At 33.9% G+C, this 18,606-nt stretch carries 10 protein-coding genes; 5 read left to right on the top strand and 5 right to left on the bottom strand.

Annotated elements, in window-relative coordinates; genetic code table 11:
* Window positions 1-114 precede the first annotated feature (114 nt).
* Window positions 115-2,466 carry a TonB-dependent receptor gene (locus tag B3C18_RS15115; RefSeq protein WP_291148240.1) on the top strand — a complete coding sequence of 784 codons (2,352 nt, stop codon included), beginning with the start codon at window positions 115-117 and terminating at the stop codon, window positions 2,464-2,466.
* Window positions 2,467-2,792: 326 nt separating this feature from the next.
* On the opposite strand, the gene B3C18_RS15120 is transcribed toward B3C18_RS15115, so the two are convergent.
* Both B3C18_RS15120 and B3C18_RS15125 read right to left on the bottom strand, forming a co-directional pair.
* The gene (locus tag B3C18_RS15120) at window positions 2,793-4,490 is read right to left on the bottom strand and encodes a ribonucleoside-diphosphate reductase subunit alpha (RefSeq protein ID WP_291148243.1); all 1,698 of its coding nucleotides are present in this window, start codon (window positions 4,488-4,490) and stop codon (window positions 2,793-2,795) included.
* Between the two features lie 12 nt (window positions 4,491-4,502).
* On the bottom strand, window positions 4,503-5,477 hold the full coding sequence (locus tag B3C18_RS15125; protein ID WP_291148246.1) for a ribonucleotide-diphosphate reductase subunit beta: 975 nt from the start codon (window positions 5,475-5,477) through the stop codon (window positions 4,503-4,505).
* 732 nt (window positions 5,478-6,209) lie between these two features.
* On the opposite strand from B3C18_RS15125, the gene B3C18_RS15130 reads away from it, so the two are divergent.
* The 4 genes from B3C18_RS15130 to B3C18_RS15145 all read left to right on the top strand — a co-directional run bounded on the left by B3C18_RS15130 (window position 6,210) and on the right by B3C18_RS15145 (window position 11,547).
* A complete protein-coding gene (locus tag B3C18_RS15130; RefSeq protein WP_291148249.1) occupies window positions 6,210-7,697 on the top strand; it encodes an ankyrin repeat domain-containing protein in 1,488 nt (495 codons plus the stop codon).
* Between the two features lie 43 nt (window positions 7,698-7,740).
* Window positions 7,741-8,223, top strand: a complete 483-nt coding sequence (locus B3C18_RS15135; RefSeq protein ID WP_291148251.1) for a DUF2271 domain-containing protein — start codon at window positions 7,741-7,743, stop codon at window positions 8,221-8,223.
* Window positions 8,224-8,360: 137 nt separating this feature from the next.
* The gene (locus tag B3C18_RS15140; RefSeq protein ID WP_291148253.1) at window positions 8,361-10,544 is read left to right on the top strand and encodes a PepSY domain-containing protein; all 2,184 of its coding nucleotides are present in this window, start codon (window positions 8,361-8,363) and stop codon (window positions 10,542-10,544) included.
* Window positions 10,545-10,551: 7 nt separating this feature from the next.
* On the top strand, window positions 10,552-11,547 hold the full coding sequence (locus B3C18_RS15145; RefSeq protein ID WP_291148256.1) for an FAD:protein FMN transferase: 996 nt from the start codon (window positions 10,552-10,554) through the stop codon (window positions 11,545-11,547).
* A gap of 265 nt (window positions 11,548-11,812) precedes the next feature.
* Here the strand turns inward: B3C18_RS15145 and B3C18_RS15150 are convergent, their stop codons facing one another.
* From B3C18_RS15150 to B3C18_RS15160, 3 genes are all read right to left on the bottom strand, one after another.
* Window positions 11,813-12,334: a hypothetical protein gene (locus B3C18_RS15150; protein ID WP_291148259.1), complete on the bottom strand. Its 522-nt coding sequence runs from the start codon at window positions 12,332-12,334 to the stop codon at window positions 11,813-11,815.
* Window positions 12,335-12,372: 38 nt separating this feature from the next.
* Window positions 12,373-14,793, bottom strand: a complete 2,421-nt coding sequence (locus B3C18_RS15155; RefSeq protein ID WP_291148262.1) for a sugar-binding domain-containing protein — start codon at window positions 14,791-14,793, stop codon at window positions 12,373-12,375.
* Window positions 14,794-15,016: 223 nt separating this feature from the next.
* Window positions 15,017-18,541, bottom strand: a complete 3,525-nt coding sequence (locus B3C18_RS15160; protein WP_291148265.1) for a malectin domain-containing carbohydrate-binding protein — start codon at window positions 18,539-18,541, stop codon at window positions 15,017-15,019.
* Window positions 18,542-18,606 lie beyond the last annotated feature (65 nt).

The following is an 18,606-nucleotide window of genomic DNA, read 5'->3' on the forward strand; positions in this document are numbered from 1 at the left end:
ACATATTCTGTTTTAAATGATAGAAAAAATTTAAAAATGGTCAGTTTTAATTTCTACATTTGCACTGTTTTTATTTAGTCTAAATAATATAAATTAAAATCAACCAATAAAACCATGAATCTTAAAAATCAAAGAATTACCAAATTCGCATTATTACTATCCCTGTTCTTTTCGGTACTGATCGTTCAGGCACAGCAAAACAATGGAAAAATAAAAGGAACCATTACAACTTCAGATGGTGATCCTGCATCGTTTGTAAACGTTATTTTAAAAAATACAAAATTCGGTGTCTTTACCAATGAAGACGGCGTTTTTGAATTTAATAGAATAAAACCGGGAACTTATACGGCTCAAATTTCTCTTACCGGGTATGAAACCCTTGAAGAACAAGTTACCGTTACAGAAAACACCACTACTCCACTCAACCTACAATTGAAAGTTTCTAATAAAGAACTTCAGGAAGTAATTGTGACCAATGATAAAAAGAAAATATCTTCAAAAGAAAGTGTTTACGTAGCAAGAATGCCCCTTAAAAACTTAGAAAATCCGCAAGTATATTCGGTTATAAATTCAAAAATAATCGATCAGCAGGTTTTAACCAATTTTGATGATGCCTTAAAAAGTGCTGCCGGAGTTGTTTCAGGAGGATCTGAACCTGGTGTAAGATCGTATTCTTATTTGAGAGGATTTGACGATCAGGCTTTTTACAGAGATGGAAAAATGCTTGGAAACTGGACTGAAAATGATATGGCAAATATCGAAAACATTGAGGTTATTAAAGGACCGTCTGGAACTTTATTTGGCGGACACGGACGTGCAAACTATGGCGGAATCATTAATCGTATTACTAAAAAACCATACGCATCTTTTGGCGGAAATATCAACTACATTACCGGAAGTTACGGTTATAATCGCTTAACAGCCGATATTAATAGTCCGTTAAGTAAAGACTCTACATTTTTAGGCCGAGTAAATACAGCTTACAGAAAAGAAAAAAGTTTTCAGGATTATGGCTGGGCCGAAAGTTTTTTTGTCGCACCGGCTTTTACATACAAAGCGAGCGAAAGACTTCAGTTTATTGTTGAGGCTGATATTTATAAAATCAACGGTGCCGGACGTCCCTATTTAAGTGCTGACGGAATCACGAATGTAAGTGAATTAGATCCTGTTCGTAAATTATCATTTAGCAGTAACGAAATTACATTCGAAAAAGCTTCTACAATTTTCTCTGTTGATGCGCTATATAAATTAAGCGATCAATGGACTTCTACAACTTCTTTTGGGCATTCATACAGCTTATATGCGCCAAATTATGTCAACGCTGCTATAACTGGACAGCAGGTAGCCAGAAGCATTGGTTCTGCTCGTTACGATATTGATTTTACAACCATTCAGCAATATTTAAACGGAGATTTCAAAATTGGAAAAATGCGCAACCGTCTTTTAGTTGGAGTTGACTATTTAAGAGATGACGAAATTTATGTTGGAGGTTCTGCTAATTATGATACATTTAATTACACGACTGTTGCTCCTTACATGTCAAAACAAGATTTCGACAAAGCCATTCAAACCAATCCGTCTTGGAATGGCGGGTATGTAAACGATCGTTACAGTATTTATTTCTCTAATGTTTTAGACATTTTACCGCAATTACATTTAATGACAAGTTTGCGTTACGAATATTCTAAAGAAATGTCGCCAAGTGCCACCGTACCAAATGCAGAAGATCCTGATTTTTCTTTCGATCAAGGCGCGTGGACTCCAAAATTTGGATTAGTTTATGAAATTCTCCCAGAACAATTGGCAGTATTTGGAAATTATTTAGGTGGAAATAAAAACATCAACAGTTTCTTGAAAGATGATGGAACTGGAAACGGAACAATGCAAAAAGCCGATCCTGAAAAAGCAACACAATGGGAACTCGGATTTAAATCAAGTTTATTCCAAAACCGTTTGACTTTAATGGCAAGTTATTTTGATATCAAAGTAGATAATAAATTGAGAATGGATCCAAACAATCAATTGTTTAGTTTACAAGACGGAACTCAGAAAAACAAAGGTTTTGAATTGGAGTTATTCGCAAATCCATTTGCAGGATTTGATATTATGCTAGGATATGCTAATCTTGACGCTACTTTCTTAAACGGAACCGATGCCGGAAAACACGTAGCTTACACGCCAAAAAACACTATAAATTATTGGTTAAGTTATACCGTTAAACAAGGTAATGCAAAAGGTTTAGGAATTGGTTTTGGAGGAAATTACAGAGGTGATAGTTTCTTAAGCTCTTCAAATACAGTAACAATTTCAAAAGTTCATACTTTAAACGCCTCTCTGTTTTATGAGCAGGCAAGATATAGAATTGCTATTAAAGCAGATAATCTAACCGACAAAGTATATTGGGGAGATTTCTTCAATCCGCAGTCACCAAGAACTGTAAAAGCATCTTTGCTTGTGAAGTTCTAATATTAGTTGTTTGTTGTGAAAACCTCCGGAGTCATTGATTTTGGAGGTTTTTAATTTTATAATAATCTAAATTTAAAATTTATTTTTTAAACACATAGAGACATAGATTTTATTTCGTTTAAAAGAGTTGAAAAAAAATCTAGATTTTTGATTTTTACACATAGCTATGTGCGTTTAAACAAATGAAATGCCTTTTATGGACAAAGAAAATCTATGTCTCTATGTGTTTAAAAAAATCTGCCTTAATCTGCGAAATCTGCGTGAAACAACTTTTCAAGTTCATAATAAAAAAAGCCGAATCTAAAATAATTCGGCTTTTGTTTTTTTTACGATTCACAACTGCTGCAAGTAACCAAACTTGTCACCAATTCTTTAGAAACACTTTGGCTTCTTTGGTAATACAAACTTTTTACACCCAGCTGCCAAGCTTCAATCATTAAACGGTTTACTTCTTTAACTGGCAATTCAGCCGGAATATTAAGATTTAAACTCTGTCCCTGATCTACAAATTTCTGACGAATTCCTGCCTGCTGTACAATTTCCAGCTGACTGATTTCTTTAAACGTTTTAAAAACATCTTTTTCAGTTTGAGATAGCTGAGACATATGCTGAACACTTCCACCATTTAGCATAATTTCTCTCCAAACTTCTTCATTATCCAAGCCTTTTTCTTCAAGCAGTTTTTTCAGGTATTTATTTTTACGCATAAAATTACCTTTACTCAAACCAGCTTTATAGTAATTACTGCTAAAAGGCTCAATTCCCGGAGAAGTCTGACCTAAAATTGCCGAAGATGAAGTCGTTGGCGCGATTGCCATTGTTGTCGTATTACGTCTTCCGTAACCTTTTAGCAATTCTGGTTCACCATAAATTCTGGCTAATTCCTGAGTTGCTTTATCAGCCTTATCGCTTATATGTTTAAAAATTTCTGTCGTTTTCAATTTAGCTTCCATTCCTTCAAACGGAATCATATTTTTCTGCAAATAAGAATGCCATCCTAAAACACCTAAACCTAATGCACGGTGTCTTTTAGCAAATTTATTCGCTGCAGAAAGATAATAGTTCCCTTCTGTTTTTTCGATGAATTCCTGTAATACCGCATCAAGGAAAAAGATAGCCAGTTTTACCGCTTCTGTATCTTTCCATTCTTCATAAAGCTCTAAATTCATTGAAGATAAACAGCAAATAAACGATTCGTCCTGACTTGACGGAAGCATAATTTCACTACATAAATTACTCGCATTGATTCTCAGATTTTGATCTTTGTAAACCTGTGGCTTGCTTTTATTTACGTTATCGCTGAAAAAAATATAAGGCAGTCCTTTTTGTTGACGGCTTTCTAAAACCTTTGCCCAAATTTGTCTTTTATCATTATCACCGTCAATCATTTCCTGCATCCAGTAATCAGGAACACAGATTCCGGTAAACAAATTCTGAATTGGGTTTCCGATACTTTTAATTTTCAAAAATTCTTCAATATCCGGATGGTCGATATCTAAATATGCAGCAAATGCGCCGCGACGAACTCCGCCTTGCGAAATCGTGTCCATAGCTGTATCAAAAAGTTTCATGAAACTTACCGCTCCACTACTCTTTCCGTTGTCTGTTACTGCACTTCCGCGTTCACGTAATTCCCCAAAATAACCAGATGTTCCACCGCCTATTTTAGTCTGCATGATCACTTCGCCCAGTTTATGTGTAATTCCTTCAATCTTATCCGGAACGTGTACGTTAAAACAAGAAATAGGTAAACCTCTTTCGGTTCCCATATTCGCCCAAACCGGCGAGCTGATACTCATCCAGCCGCGTTCAATCATTTCTACAAAAGACTCTTTTAATTCCGGTTTATATAATCTTCTTGCGGCAGCGGTACAAATTCTGTCAATTGCACCTTCTACCGTTTCACCTTTTAAAAGATAACCGCGGTTTAAAATTTGTTCACTCTCAGAGTTCTTCCACCACATTTTGGTTCCTGCTTCATTTTGCGGAAGACTATTAACTTCATTTGTATCTATTGTACTCATACTGTTTTGCTTTTAGAAAAGATCGTTTGCCGTAATACTTTTATCGTGTTTGGTATATTCTACAGGACGTTTTGCGAAAAAATCATCCAGACTGTTTGCAAAAACTTCTTCTTCAAACCAAGCCAAAGCTTTGTAATCGTCAATATTAACATTGAAAATTGTTGGAATTCCAATTTGTTTTAAGCTTTCATCAAGTCTAAATTTCATAAAATTCACCAAATCACCTTTTTTAATACTTTCTATTTCACCTTCTTCAAATATCCAGTCTAATATGTCTGATTCAACTGCAATAGAATCCTTAACCGTTTCTCTAATTAATTCTAAAGTATCAGCATCAAAATAATCCGGAAATTCTTCTCTTATTTTATTGATGATGAAAATTCCGCCATTAGCATGAATCTGCTCATCGATAGAAGTCCACGCAATAATGTTACTCACATTTTTCATGTAACCTTTAAATCTTGTAAAAGAAAGCAGAATAGCAAACTGGCTGAAAAGCGAAACATTTTCAATTAGAATACTGAATAAAATCAGCGAAACCATATATTTTCTGTTATCCTGAGAGCGTGTATCTTTTAAAACATTAGAAAGATAATCAACACGTCTGCGAATAACCGGAACGTCCAAAAGTTTTTCAAATTCATCGTTGTAACCTAATACTTCAAGAAGACGTGAATAAGCTTCAGAATGTCTGAATTCACACTCTGCAAAAGTGGTTCCTAAACCATTAAATTCAGGTTTTGGAAAGTGCTCATAGATGTTTCCCCAAAAACTTTTTACAGCTACCTCAATCTGTGCAATTGCCAGTAAACTATTCTTTACTGCAGTTTTTTCTGCCAATGTTAAATGAGCATGAAAATCCTGAGTATCAGCAGTAAAATCAACTTCTGTATGAACCCAATACGCTTTATTTATCGCTTCTGTAAATTGCAAAACCTCTGGGTATTCAAAAGGTTTATAATTGACTCTTTTATCAAATATAGACATATATATAGTATTTAACGGTGACTAAATAAGAATAGAAAATTAACAGGATTTGAGGTGGGGAACTGCGTTTTCTATACATACAAAATTAACCCACGATTCTCCTTTAGACTAGGTTTTGATGTTAAAAATCCGAACAATTATCAACAGGAAAAAATCAGGCTGAAAACCATTAAAAAAACAATTTATTAACAAGCACATAATTTTTCGTAGTTGCCGAAATACCAGTTATTTAAACTGGATCTAAATAAACTTGTCAACATAAAAAATGAAAAAAATCCGGAGAATGAAAAAACAGTTATTAACATCCAAAGTTCAAATTTGGACTTTTTTGATTCGATTTTGAGTAAAAGTAAACGTCAAATTTCCTCTTAAAAAAACTTTCATCTGATAGAAAATAAAATCTAAAATTTAGAAAATGTTCTACTTTTATAAATATTAAAAAACTAATTATCAGATATTTAAATTTTAAAATACTAAAAAACATTAAACACTTATTAAACCAAAACATAAAACCGCTGTCTTACAATTTTGAAAAATAGCTGTTACAGAAAAAAGATAATTGAAAACTTAGGATTAGATTAAAATTCATTAGAATTAAACTTTTAAAAGCAATAAAACTTGCTATAAAAATATTAATCTTTACATTTGTCATTATTTTGATTTATTCTAAATAGACTTTAATCTCATCTATAATTTTTGGAACAAGAACTCCAATAAACAACATAACAAAATATGAAAAAGAATCTTTTTATTTCTTTAGCATTTGCAGCTGTTTCATTTGTTAATGCACAGCAAAAAAATACACTTTTAGAAGCATCATTCTGGAAAACGTCTCCAAATGTCGAAACAGTAAAAGCAGAAATAGCAAAAGGAAATAATCCGGCAGAAGCTAACATAAATGCTTTTGATGTTACTACACTGGCAATCAACAACGATGCACCAAATGAAACAATCAAATTTTTAATCGATCAGCCTGGAAATTCTATAACAAAATTAACGCACGACAATCGTATTTATTTACATTGGGCCGCTTACAGAGGAAATACAGAATTAGTACAATATCTTATAAGTAAAGGTTCTGATGTTAATTTTGAAGACAGCCACGGTACAGCTCCAGCAGATTTTGCAGCTTCAAACGGACAAGCAAATCCTGCTTTATATGAAGCTTTCTTTAAAGCCGGAATCGATCCGAAGAAAAAATATGCAAACGGAGCGAACTTATTGCTTTTGGCTATTTCTTCTGATAAGGATTTAAAAGCTGCTGAATATTTTTCTACAAAAGGATTATCTCTTAAAGATGTAGATAATGACGGAAATACTGCTTTTACCTATGCAGCAAGATCTGGAAACATTCCTTTCCTGAAAAAACTTCTTGAAAAAGGAATAAAACCAAATGATAATGCTCTTTTTACGGCAGCACAAGGAAGCCGCAGAGAAACGAATACAATTGAAACTTATAAATATTTAGTTGAAGAAGTAAAACTAAAAGCAAATGCACAAAATAAAGCAGGGCAAAATGTATTGCATATTTTAGCAGGAAAACCAAACCAAGCTGAAATCGTTACATACTTTTTAAGCAAAGGTACTGATGCAAATAAAGCTGATAAAGAAGGAAATACACCTTTGATGGCTGCAGCTTCGGCTAAAGAAACTGCGGTTTTAGAAATTTTACTTCCAGTTACAAAAAACGTTAATGCCCAAAACTTAAAAGGAGAATCGGCTTTGACAAATGCCGTACGAACTGGAACTCCAGAAACTGTAGCTTTACTTTTAAACAAAGGTGCCGATGTGAATGTAAAAGATAAAGACGGAAACAATTTAGGTGTTTATTTGGTTCAATCATACAAACCTGCCGGAAAAGAAACTACTGCTGATCCTTTTGATGCAAAAGCAAAATTACTTCAGGATAAAGGTTTAAACTTAGCAGCAGCTCAAAAAGATGGAAATACTTTGTATCATTTAGCAATTACAAAAAATGACATAACACTTCTTAAAAAAATAACGGATTTAAAAGTAGATATAAATGCTAAAAACAAAGATGGTTTAACAGCTTTGCACAGAGCAGCAATGACGTCTAAAGATGATGCTGTTTTAAAATACCTTATTTCTGCCGGAGCAAAAAAAGACATCAACACAGAATTTGATGAAACAGCTTATGCACTGGCTAAAGAAAATGAACTGCTTACAAAAAACAACGTATCAATTGACTTTTTAAAATAGGTCTTAAAATTCCAAAAATAAAATTCCAAATTCCAATTAAAAAATGAAATCAATATTCAAAATTGCACTTACAAGTGCTCTTATCTTTCTTGTTGCTCTTCAAGCAAATGCACAATCTAGCAAATACAAATGCATGCTTCAAATGACAAATTATATGGGAGAAGGTGCATATATCGTAGTTTCGCTTATTAACCCAACTGGTGGATACGAAAAAACGCTTTATGTAATGGGTGATGACAAAAAATGGTACAAATCTTTAAAAGAATGGAATAAATTCCACGCTCAAAAAGGAGAAGATATTAGTGCAAAAACAGGCGCATCTGTAACTGGAGGCGATCGCAGTGTGACGACAATAGAAATCGAAGATTCGAAAATTAATAAAGGTTACAAATTACGTTTTGAAACTGCTGTTGAAGATCAAAAATATTACGTAAGCGATCTTGAAATTCCGCTTTCAACAGAAGGACTTGCTGATAAAACAGATGGAAAAGGTTACATCAAATATGTACGACTAAACAAAATATAATTTTTTAGTAATTATTTCTTAACCTCATAATAAGCATGAAATTTATTTTTTCTGCTTAATCTTGAATTCAGGCTTTGTCAAAGTTTTTAATTTTGGCAAAGCTTTAAACATTTTATTACATTTCTAGAATACACTAAATGACTCTTTCTTTCTGGCGTTACGCACATTTGGCTTTGGCCTTATTTTCTTCGATATTTCTGCTTTTAGCATCTGTTACCGGAATCATTTTGGCTGTCGATGCCGTACAGGAAAAAACACTTCCATATAAAGCAGCCAATTTTGATAAAATAACATTGGGAGAAACCCTGCCAATAGTAAAGAAAGAATATTCAGAAATTACAGAATTAAGTATCGATTACAATCAGTTTGTAACGTTGCAGGCAATTGATGCTGATGGAAATGACATTCATGCATACATTGATCCCAAAACGGGAAAAACATTAGGAAAACCTGAAAAAAAGAGCGAATTTATTCAATGGATAACCGGTTTTCACCGTTCGTTGTTTCTTCATGAAATCGGACGTTTTTTTGTGGGCGTAATCTCTTTTTGCTTATTATTAATTTCGATTTCGGGTTTTGTATTGGTTTTGAAAAGACAAAGAGGAATCCGTAATTTCTTTTCAAAAGTCATAAAAGAATATTTTGCACAATATTATCATGTTCTTTTTGGACGTTTGGCTTTAATTCCGATTTTCATTATTGCGCTTACCGGAACGTATTTATCACTTGAAAGATTCAACTTTTTTATGGGTGAAGAAAAAGCGAAACCTGTAAAAACAGAACTTTCGGCAGAAGCCAAAAAAACTTCCGTATTTAAAACTATACTGCTTTCTGACGTAAAAAAAATCGAATTTCCTTTTACTGATGATCCTGAAGAATATTATATCATTGAACTTAAAGATCGTGAAATTGAAGTAAATCAGGTTGATGGAACTTTGATTTCTGAAAAGCTTTCGCCAAAGACAATTCAGTTTGCCGCTTTAAGCCTTGACCTTCATACAGGAAGAATTAACGGAATCTGGGCGGTTATTTTAGCCATTGCCTGTATCAATATCCTTTTCTTTATTTATTCGGGTTTTGCGATTACTTTAAAAAGAAGATCTAGCCGAATTAAAAATAAATTCAAAGCCAATGAAAGCAAGTACATTCTTTTAGTTGGTTCTGAAAATGGAAGTTCTTTTAGATTTGCCAATGCTATTTTGAAACAATTAATCGGACACGGAAAAAAAGCTTTTATTGCCGAATTAAACAGTTTTTCGGTTTACCCGAAAGCAGAACATATCATTGTTTTTTCGTCAACACACGGCTTAGGAGATGCACCTTCTAACGGAACAAAATTTAAAGCACTTTTACAGAAACAAAATCAGGAACAGAAAATTAAATTCTCTGTCGTTGGTTTTGGTTCAAAATCATATCCTGATTTCTGCCAATTTGCAATTGAAATTGACCAGCTTTTGGAAACTCAAAGTTGGGCAGAACGCTTTTTAGATTTACAGACTGTTAACGATAAATCGGCAATAGAATTTGTTGAATGGGTTAAGTTATGGAGTGCCAAAGCTCAAATTCCGCTTGCCACTACTCCATCTTTATACAATCATGTTCCAAAAGGCTTACAGAAATTAATGGTTTTAGATAAAACGCCAATTTCTGATACAGAACATACTTTTATATTGACTTTACGCGCCAATAGCAGAACGAAATTTGCTTCGGGTGATTTACTGGCTATTTATCCGGTAAATGATTCGAGAGAACGTCTTTATTCTATCGGAAATCATTCTGGAAATGTACAGTTGGTTGTAAAACTGCATCCAAACGGATTAGGTTCTGGATTTCTAAATAATCTAGAAATTGGAGATACAATTAAAGCCAGAATTATCAATAATAAAACTTTTCATTTTCCGAATAAAGCTCCAAAAGTGGCTTTCATTTCTAACGGAACCGGAATCGCGCCTTTCTTAGGAATGATTGAACAAAATAGTGCTAAGAAAGAAATACAATTGTACAGCGGATTTAGAATGGAAACGCCAACGCTTCAGGCTTATAAAAAGTTTGCCGGAATAATGATTCAAAAGGAACATTTGGATAATTTTCACGTTGCTTTATCGCGCGAAGCAGAACATATTTATGTAATGGATTTGATAAAAAGAGATACTGCTTTTTTTATTGATTTATTGAAACAAGGCGGCGTTATTATGATTTGCGGATCTCTTGCGATGCAAAAAGATGTTGAAACAATTCTGGATGAATTGTGCCTTGCAAACGGAACTAAAAGTCTGTTAAAATATAAAGAAAACGGGCAATTATTAACCGATTGCTATTAATAAAATTATGACAAAGATATCTTTCCTAAATAAAGTTTTATGTGTTTTTGCAATTAGCTGTTGTTTATCAACACATTCGCAAATATTACGAAAAAGAACGACTTTACTTATGGGCGGACGTTTTGATATTAGTATTGTTGCCAAAGATTCTTTAACTGCCGAACAAAACATCAACGAAGTAATTGCCGAAATTACCCGAATTGAAAATTTAATCTCCGATTGGAAACCAGATTCTCAAGTTTCGCAAGTCAATCAAAATGCCGGAATTAAACCCATAAAAGTAGATCGTGAAGTTTTTGAACTTACGCAAAGAGCCATAAAATTATCTGAAATAACAAATGGCGGTTTTGACGTTAGTTTTGCCGCAATGGACAGAATCTGGAAATTTGATGGATCAATGACCGAAATGCCTTCGGCGGAAGCCATAAAAAAATCAGTCGAAAAAGTGGGCTATAAAAATATTATTCTCGACAGCGTTGAATCCACAATCTTCTTAAAATTAAAAGGAATGAAAATCGGTTTTGGCGCTCTGGGCGAAGGTTACGCAACCGACAAATGCCGAGCGATGATGATTGCAAAAGGCATTCAAGCCGGAATTATAAACGGTTCCGGAGATATGAGTACTTGGGGAAAACAACCTAACGGACAGCTTTGGAAAATAGGAATTACGAATCCGTTTAAACCTGAAAAAGTTTTAGCTGTTGTTCCACTAAATCAAGGCGCAGTAACAACATCAGGCAGTTATGAAAAATTTGTTGTTTTTAACGGAAAACGATATTCACATATTATAAATCCTGCAACCGGATATCCTGCAACGGGTTTATGCAGCGTCACCGTTTTCGGACCAAATGCCGAAACCGCAAACGGATTAAGCACTTCATTAATGGTTTTAGGCCAAAAGGAAGGTTTGCTTTTACTTCAAAAATTCTCTGATTACAGCTGCGTAATGATTACTGATAATGGAAAAGTAATTAAGTCTAAGAATTTTGTTTACAAGTTATGAGTTCAATTATGAGTTGTGAGTTATAAGTTATGAATTAAGCTTTTATGTTTTTAATCTCGCAATCCCGATAGTCATCGGGAGCTAAGTCGCAAAGTTTTTAATTGCCTCCAGCTTTAGCTGGAGGATGTATAAATTCATATAAAAAGGCTTTAGCCGAACTCTACATTTTGGCTAAAGCCTTTTATTATTGCAATTTTCTACCTCCAGCTAAAGCTGGAGGCAATTAAAACCCTGCGCTATTACACAACTTCAGACGGGATGTTTTTTATTGTGTTACTTTACCTCTGTCTACATAATTCATTATAACTGAAAAATTCCTAATAACGTTTAGAATATCTTCTATTGGTTCATCAATACTATCTAACTGTATTTTATTTGTTTTTGAATTTTCTTTTCTACGAATAACTAAGAAAAAGGATTTTCTACCTCTTTTTTTAGTTACAAAATCATATTCAACAAGTTTAATATCTATCCATTTTATTAAAATAAGAGATGAAAATGGAAGCATTGTTTTTCTAATCCAAAAACCATGCTTATTGATTTTGAACTTTGGTTCATTATCTAAAAGCGACATCCAGCAAAAAATACATAATATCGAAACAGCTAAAAAAGCGAGAGTAAATATTCCGTTAGGATTAAATTCTTCCCAATGAAAAAGTTCCTTAGGAAGTTTGTAAATCATTAAAACTACAATTGACGTAAAAACTATAACTAAAAAAGTCTTAGCAGACATACTTGTCTTTACTTCTATTTCCTGCAAACTTGCACTATTTCTAAATGTTTCCAAATTGATAATTAATTTAATAATCGCTAATATATAGATTATTAGTTAACTTTTATATTTATCATATTTTCTGAAATCCCATTTTCCGTCGAAGCTTTCAACTTAATATTTTCTTTCTTTCCATTCGACTGAATAATCGCAATACATTTTCCACTGAATAATTTACAAGAACTCGCTTTAAAAGAATCTAAATTGGCCTGATAGCCATTATCAACTCCAACTAATTTTCCGCCGCCGGTAACTTCAAAATTGATTAAATCTGTAGCATTTGGTAAAAGGTTTCCATCTTTATCAACTGTAGAAGCGGTTACATAAACCAAATCATAAGTGTCATTTTTGATAATAGTTTTATCTGCTTTTAAATCGATTTTAGAAGCTTCACCAGCTGTATGGACTTCTTTTTCTAAAACTACTTTTCCGTTCTTTCTCGAAATTGCTTTTAATGTTCCAGGTTCAAATTTCACTTTCCATGAAATATGCAAATCATCATTTTGTTTAGATTTTATTCCGAGAGATTTTCCGTTTAAAAATAATTCTACTTCATCTGCATTATTGTAATACGCCCAAACTTCCACTTCCTGATCTTTTTTCCAATTCCAATGCGGGAAAATATGCAAAACAGGTTTTGTTGACCATTCGCTTTGGTACATATAATACACATCTTTTGGAAGTCCGGCTAAATCAACAATTCCGAAATAAGAACTTCTCGCTGGATAAGGATATGGATCAGGTTCTCCGATATAATCAAAACCCGTCCAGATAAAAGTTCCCGCCATGAAATCCTGTTTCTTGATCGTTTTCCAGTTTTCTTCATGAGTGGCACCCCAATATGATTTCACTTGATCGTAAGCCGAAACAGTCCAGTCTGCATTTCCGTCAAACGGAGCACCATGTTTTGTCGGCCACGCTTTAATCCCATCTGGAAAATCATAATGTCCGCGTGTTTCTAAAGCCGAAACACTTTCAGAAGCTAATATTTTTTGTCCTTTAAAACGTTCCGGAAAATCTTTGTAATCTTCATGTTTGTAATTAAATCCTAAAAGATCCAAAGCTCCTGATTGATAAATGAAATTCTTCTCAATAATATTTTCGGTCAAAGCCGAAGTTACAGGACGTGTCGTGTCTAATGATTTTACAATTTTAGCCAATTCTCTTGTAATCGCAATTCCAGTTGAATCAAATTGTTCTCGGATTTCGTTACCAATACTCCACATCATTACCGATGGATGATTACGATCTCTTTTAATAAAATCTTCTAAATCTTGTTTGTGCCACGCATCCCAGTCTTTATGATAATCGTTGGTCACTTTTTTCTTTTTCCAAACATCAAAAGCTTCGTCCTGAACGATGAATCCCATTTCGTCGCACAATTGCATCATTTCCAACGAATGCGGGTTATGTGACATTCTGATAGCGTTTGCTCCCATTTCTTTCATCAAAGTCAGTTTTCTTCTAACCGCATGAATATTTTCTACCGCACCCAATGCGCCATTATCATGATGAAGACAAACTCCTAATATTTTTGTCGGAACACCATTTAGAGAAAACCCTTTCTCTGAATCAAAATTAAAAAATCTAAATCCGAGCGGGGTTTCATAATTATCGACTAGTATAGATTTCTCGTAGATTTTTGTAATTACTTTATACAAATACGGATTTTCAGTATTCCATAATTGTGGTTTTAAAACATCAAGATTATGCACCTTCGTTTCAAATGTTTTGGCTTCAATTTTCTCTATAGAAATCTTATTAGCTATTTCTTTATTCTTAGCATCTAAAATAGAAGTGACCAATGTAAATTCTCTGGCAGTATCATTATCATTATCAATTGTAACTTCTAAATGCACTTTTGATTTCTTTGTTGAAACTTCAGGCGTAGTTACAAAAGTTCCCCACTTTCCAACGTGTAATTTTTCACTTGTCACCAATCTCACATTTCTGTAAATTCCAGAACCTGTATACCATCTTGAATTTGGCTGAGCATCGTTATCAACTTTTACGGAGATTGTATTGGCCTGTCCATAATTTAAATACGGAGACAAATCATAACCAAAAGATATATAACCATTTGGGCGCATTCCTAATGATTTCCCATTTATAAAAACTTCGCTATTTTTAAAAACACCATCAAATTCAATTGAAATCGTTTTACTTTTCCAGCTCGCCGGAATAGTAAAAACTTTACGGTACCAACCTTTTCCAGCAGGTAAAAATCCTTGTGCTTGTTTTGTTTTACTGTCTTTATCGAAAGCTCCTTCAATACTCCAATCATGCGGTAGTTGAAGCGTTCTCCAGTCTGACACATTATAATTAGCATTGACTGCTTCAGGATAATCTCCTAATTTGAAGTTCCAGTTTTTATTGAAATCTTCTACAATTCTGGCCTGTTTTTGCGCAAAAATTGAAACCGAAAACAATAATGCAATTGTAATTTTTTGAAATATGCTTTTATATTTAATCATAAATATGTTTTTATTCTAATCTAATTTTTACACCGTTTTGTCAGGCTGAGCGAAGTCGAAGCCCACGCTCGAAACTCCGCAACGTTTTTCTGTAGAGACGCACAGCAGTGCGTCTAACACACAGTATCGACAATTGGAACGTAGACGCACTGCTGTGCGTCTCTACAATCAAAATTCGTTAAAAAAACCTTTGCGCCTTTGTGCCTTTGTGGCAAACCGCCATTTATTGAAATTCAAAATTATCCAGCATCAATCCCTTCAAATCATCACCTTCCAACGTAATTTTATACGTTCCCGCATTAATATAACCGCCTGAAGTCGTATTTAAAACCTTCCATTTTTCTGAAGAAGGAAAAAACTCAATTGTATCATTTCGCATTAAAATTCCATACGCATCTTCCATTTTGAATTTGACTTTTAAAGGCGTTTCATTTCTATTCATAAAACGAAAACGCATTAAATAAATCCCTGCCACTCCAGGTTTAACTTCAAACTGAATACTGTTATTTGTTTTTTGTGTAAACTCTATATAATCGGCTTTTTTGAAATTTCCTTTTTCAATTCCGATTCCCGTGGTTTTTGTTTTTTCTGCTTCGATAATTACTACAGGTCTTGAATCGTCTTTTTCGCCCATATCGTAAGTTGGAACGACTGCGATTGTAATTATGTTTTCACTATTATCAAAAGAAAATTTTTCTCCTTTTTTTACTTTTTTAGTGAAAACAGCAAATTCAGTTTGATTATTATTTTTAGCTTTTTCTTCGAGCTTTTTATAATCTGAAAATCGCTCTAAATTCAAATTTTTATTATCTACAAAAAGATATAATTCTGAATCTTCTTTGGCAGAAAAAGAACCTTTGTTTTTAGAAAGATCCGAAAATTGCAAATAATCTGCGCCAAAAACTTCTGAAGGTAATTCCGTAAAAACAACATCAGAATCTGAATATTGTTTTGAATTAATATCCAACCATGAAGCTATTCTGTTTGTTTTATCATAAGAATCTAAAACTAAATTCTCAATGTTTTTTGAAGATTCCTCTGCTGGTCTTGCATGAATATCTTTTGTCGCAATTGCAATTGCAGAAATTATCGCCTGTGAAGCTTTTACATTTGGAAACGAAATCACAATTTTTCCGTTTGTACTTTTTACTTTAAATGTTTTTTTCAACGCATAATCATGTCCGGCTTCTGCCCAAATATCAAAATCTTTTAAAACCACATTTTCATTGATAGCAACGTCAAACAAACGCCAGCCTTTACAATCCATTCCGCCTCCAGTTCCATACCAAGGTTCTGTAAAGTACAATTCTATTAAATATTCTCCATCAGGCGCAGGAAATTCATAACGCAATTTGTCAACACCATATCTGAAACTCTGAAATAATTCCGAATCTTTTGTTCCGTTTATTATATCGAAAGTTGTTCTTTGACTAGCAAAAAAATCAGGAAGTTTTTCGAAATTATCTGTCCAGGATAAGGAACCCCAAGTATGCTGTCCATTTTTATGAGTATCGGTAAACCAAGTATTTCCTGAGGAATCTGTCAATTCAGAACCTCCACAATTTACTCTGTAAATGTAATTATAACCGCTTTTTGCTTTTGTAATATCGGTTTTATCCGTTGTTAAAGCATCAATATTCGGTGCTTTAGGAAGTGTATTTAAAACGATGTAATCTTTAGCAACGGGTTTTCCGCTTACATATCCAACGGCATACAAAACATTGTATTGAATATTGACATTATTAAACTGAAAATGCTGTCCGATTCCCGGATTTTTTAGTTTTCCTAAAGACGATTTATTCACATCGTTGAACAATTCTACTTCATCACAATTCGAGTAAATATCAATTCCGTTTTTGATTCCAGTTGTTTCCCAACGACTTGGCCAAGTGTGCGAAACAATATAAACCATCGGATTAGTTTTGTTCGAAAGATAATTAGCACGATACATATAAAATGCATCCAGAGGTTCGCCCCAAATCGTGAAAAGTCCTTTGTAATTTATGGGGCCGACTTTATCAATATCTCTAAACCCTTCTCCATTTTGTACACGTCCCGGATTTTCGTGCGAAGCAAAAAGCCAGTTGAATTGTCCTGCGATTTTATCTTTTACAGATTCAGCTTCACGAACTTTAATTTCCATCAATTGAGAGAATCTGTTTTCGCTCAAAGTTCCTTTTTGATCAAACTCACCTTCAGTATGTAAATCGGCCGAACGCCACGCGCCGTATTCGCCATTTAATAACTGAGTCGTCATTTCTAAATGATATTTTAGCGGATCTCCGCCATATGTTCCTGACCAGTTTTGAACGACATTCCAATCTGTCCCTTCTCCTCCATTACAAGTCGTTACAATGCGTTGTGAAGCAGATAACGGATCCATTTCACGGATTATTTTCGTGCATTCTTCGGCAAATGCTGCCGGAATAGTGCTTTCATTCTGCAATCCCCACATTACAACCGACGGACTGTTTCTGCGTTCTTTAATCCATTCTCGCAAAAGAGTTTTGAAGTTTTCTTTAAACTCTGGTGTATCGTACCAAATATGCGCCGAAAACTGACTCCAAAACAAAATTCCATTTTTATCTAATTCTTCCTGATATTTTAAATTATGAGGCTGATGTGCTTCTCTAAAAGCATTAAATCCGCCTGCTTTGATCTGCTCAATTCTGGAATGAATCATTTCGTCTGAAAACGAATGGCTGTTTCCAATTAAATGTTCGTATTCGCAGACACCATTTATAAAAACTGGTTCATCATTAATAAAAAAACGATTGTCTTTTCCGTCTCGGCTAACTGGCCATCTTACCCAGCGGATTCCGTAAGGTGTTGCTAACTGATCGATTATTTTTCCTTTTTCATAAACAGAAGTCACTAATTTATACAAATACGGATTTGACGGCGACCATAATTTCGGATTCAAAATTTCCGGAAGCGTCTGTGCTATTTCTTTTGTTTCTCCTGAAATGTTTTTGATATCACTTTTTGTTTCAACAACTTTCTTTCCTACAGCATCATATAGTATATTTTCAATCGTTAAATTTCTGTCTGAAGTACCGTAATTCTTGATTTCGGTTGTTGTATGAAGAATCGCTTTTTGTTTTGAAACCGATTTATCATTCCAGATATGAACACCAAAAGGTTCAATTCGAACATCGTTTGTGATAACCAAAGAAACTGGTCTGAAAATCCCCATTGGCTGAGAACCTTCAGAAAATCCCCATTCGCCGGAACAGCCACCGCAAACCCAAGGAAGATCTGCAATAAAAGATGGATGTGCTGCTTTAACCAAAATCGTATTCGTTTTGTCGAAAGAAACAGCTTTTGTAATGTTTAATGTAAAAGTCGTTCGTCCGCCTTTGTGTTCGCCTGCTTTTTTGCCATTTACCCAAACAGTTGCATACGAACTTACACCTTCGAAATAGAGAAAAAACTGTTTTAAAACGTCTTTTTTATCCAGTTTTAAAGTTTTTTTATACCAGGCTGTGCCGTGCAAATTTCCGTGTTTTGTTCTTCTATACCCATAATATTGATCCCAATTATGCGGAACATTTACGCTTAACCATTTATCCGACTTTGGATTCTCAACAAAAGATTTCTCTTGTTGCGGATTATCCAAAAGAATGGTTTCCCAAGAGGAGTTCAGCGAAACTTCCTTTCGGACTTTCGCTGAACTTTTTGTGCTTTGACTCCAAACAAAGCATAAACTTGAAAAGAAACAAAAAATAAAAAAAACTATTCTGTTCATATATTTTTATTGAACCATATAAGTGATATAAGGTAATTTAAGTTTTAATCGTTTGTATCCTGCAA

This window comes from Flavobacterium sp. UBA7680, from assembly GCF_002482975.1.
Taxonomy (GTDB): Bacteria; Bacteroidota; Bacteroidia; order Flavobacteriales; family Flavobacteriaceae; genus Flavobacterium.

Coding starts and splice junctions, on each gene's coding strand:
- B3C18_RS15115 (WP_291148240.1), top strand. CDS start 115: ATGAATCTTAAAAATCAAAGAATTACCAAATTCGCATTATTACTATCC.
- B3C18_RS15120 (WP_291148243.1), bottom strand. CDS start 4,490: ATGAGTACAATAGATACAAATGAAGTTAATAGTCTTCCGCAAAATGAA.
- B3C18_RS15125 (WP_291148246.1), bottom strand. CDS start 5,477: ATGTCTATATTTGATAAAAGAGTCAATTATAAACCTTTTGAATACCCA.
- B3C18_RS15130 (WP_291148249.1), top strand. CDS start 6,210: ATGAAAAAGAATCTTTTTATTTCTTTAGCATTTGCAGCTGTTTCATTT.
- B3C18_RS15135 (WP_291148251.1), top strand. CDS start 7,741: ATGAAATCAATATTCAAAATTGCACTTACAAGTGCTCTTATCTTTCTT.
- B3C18_RS15140 (WP_291148253.1), top strand. CDS start 8,361: ATGACTCTTTCTTTCTGGCGTTACGCACATTTGGCTTTGGCCTTATTT.
- B3C18_RS15145 (WP_291148256.1), top strand. CDS start 10,552: ATGACAAAGATATCTTTCCTAAATAAAGTTTTATGTGTTTTTGCAATT.
- B3C18_RS15155 (WP_291148262.1), bottom strand. CDS start 14,793: ATGATTAAATATAAAAGCATATTTCAAAAAATTACAATTGCATTATTG.
- B3C18_RS15160 (WP_291148265.1), bottom strand. CDS start 18,541: ATGAACAGAATAGTTTTTTTTATTTTTTGTTTCTTTTCAAGTTTATGC.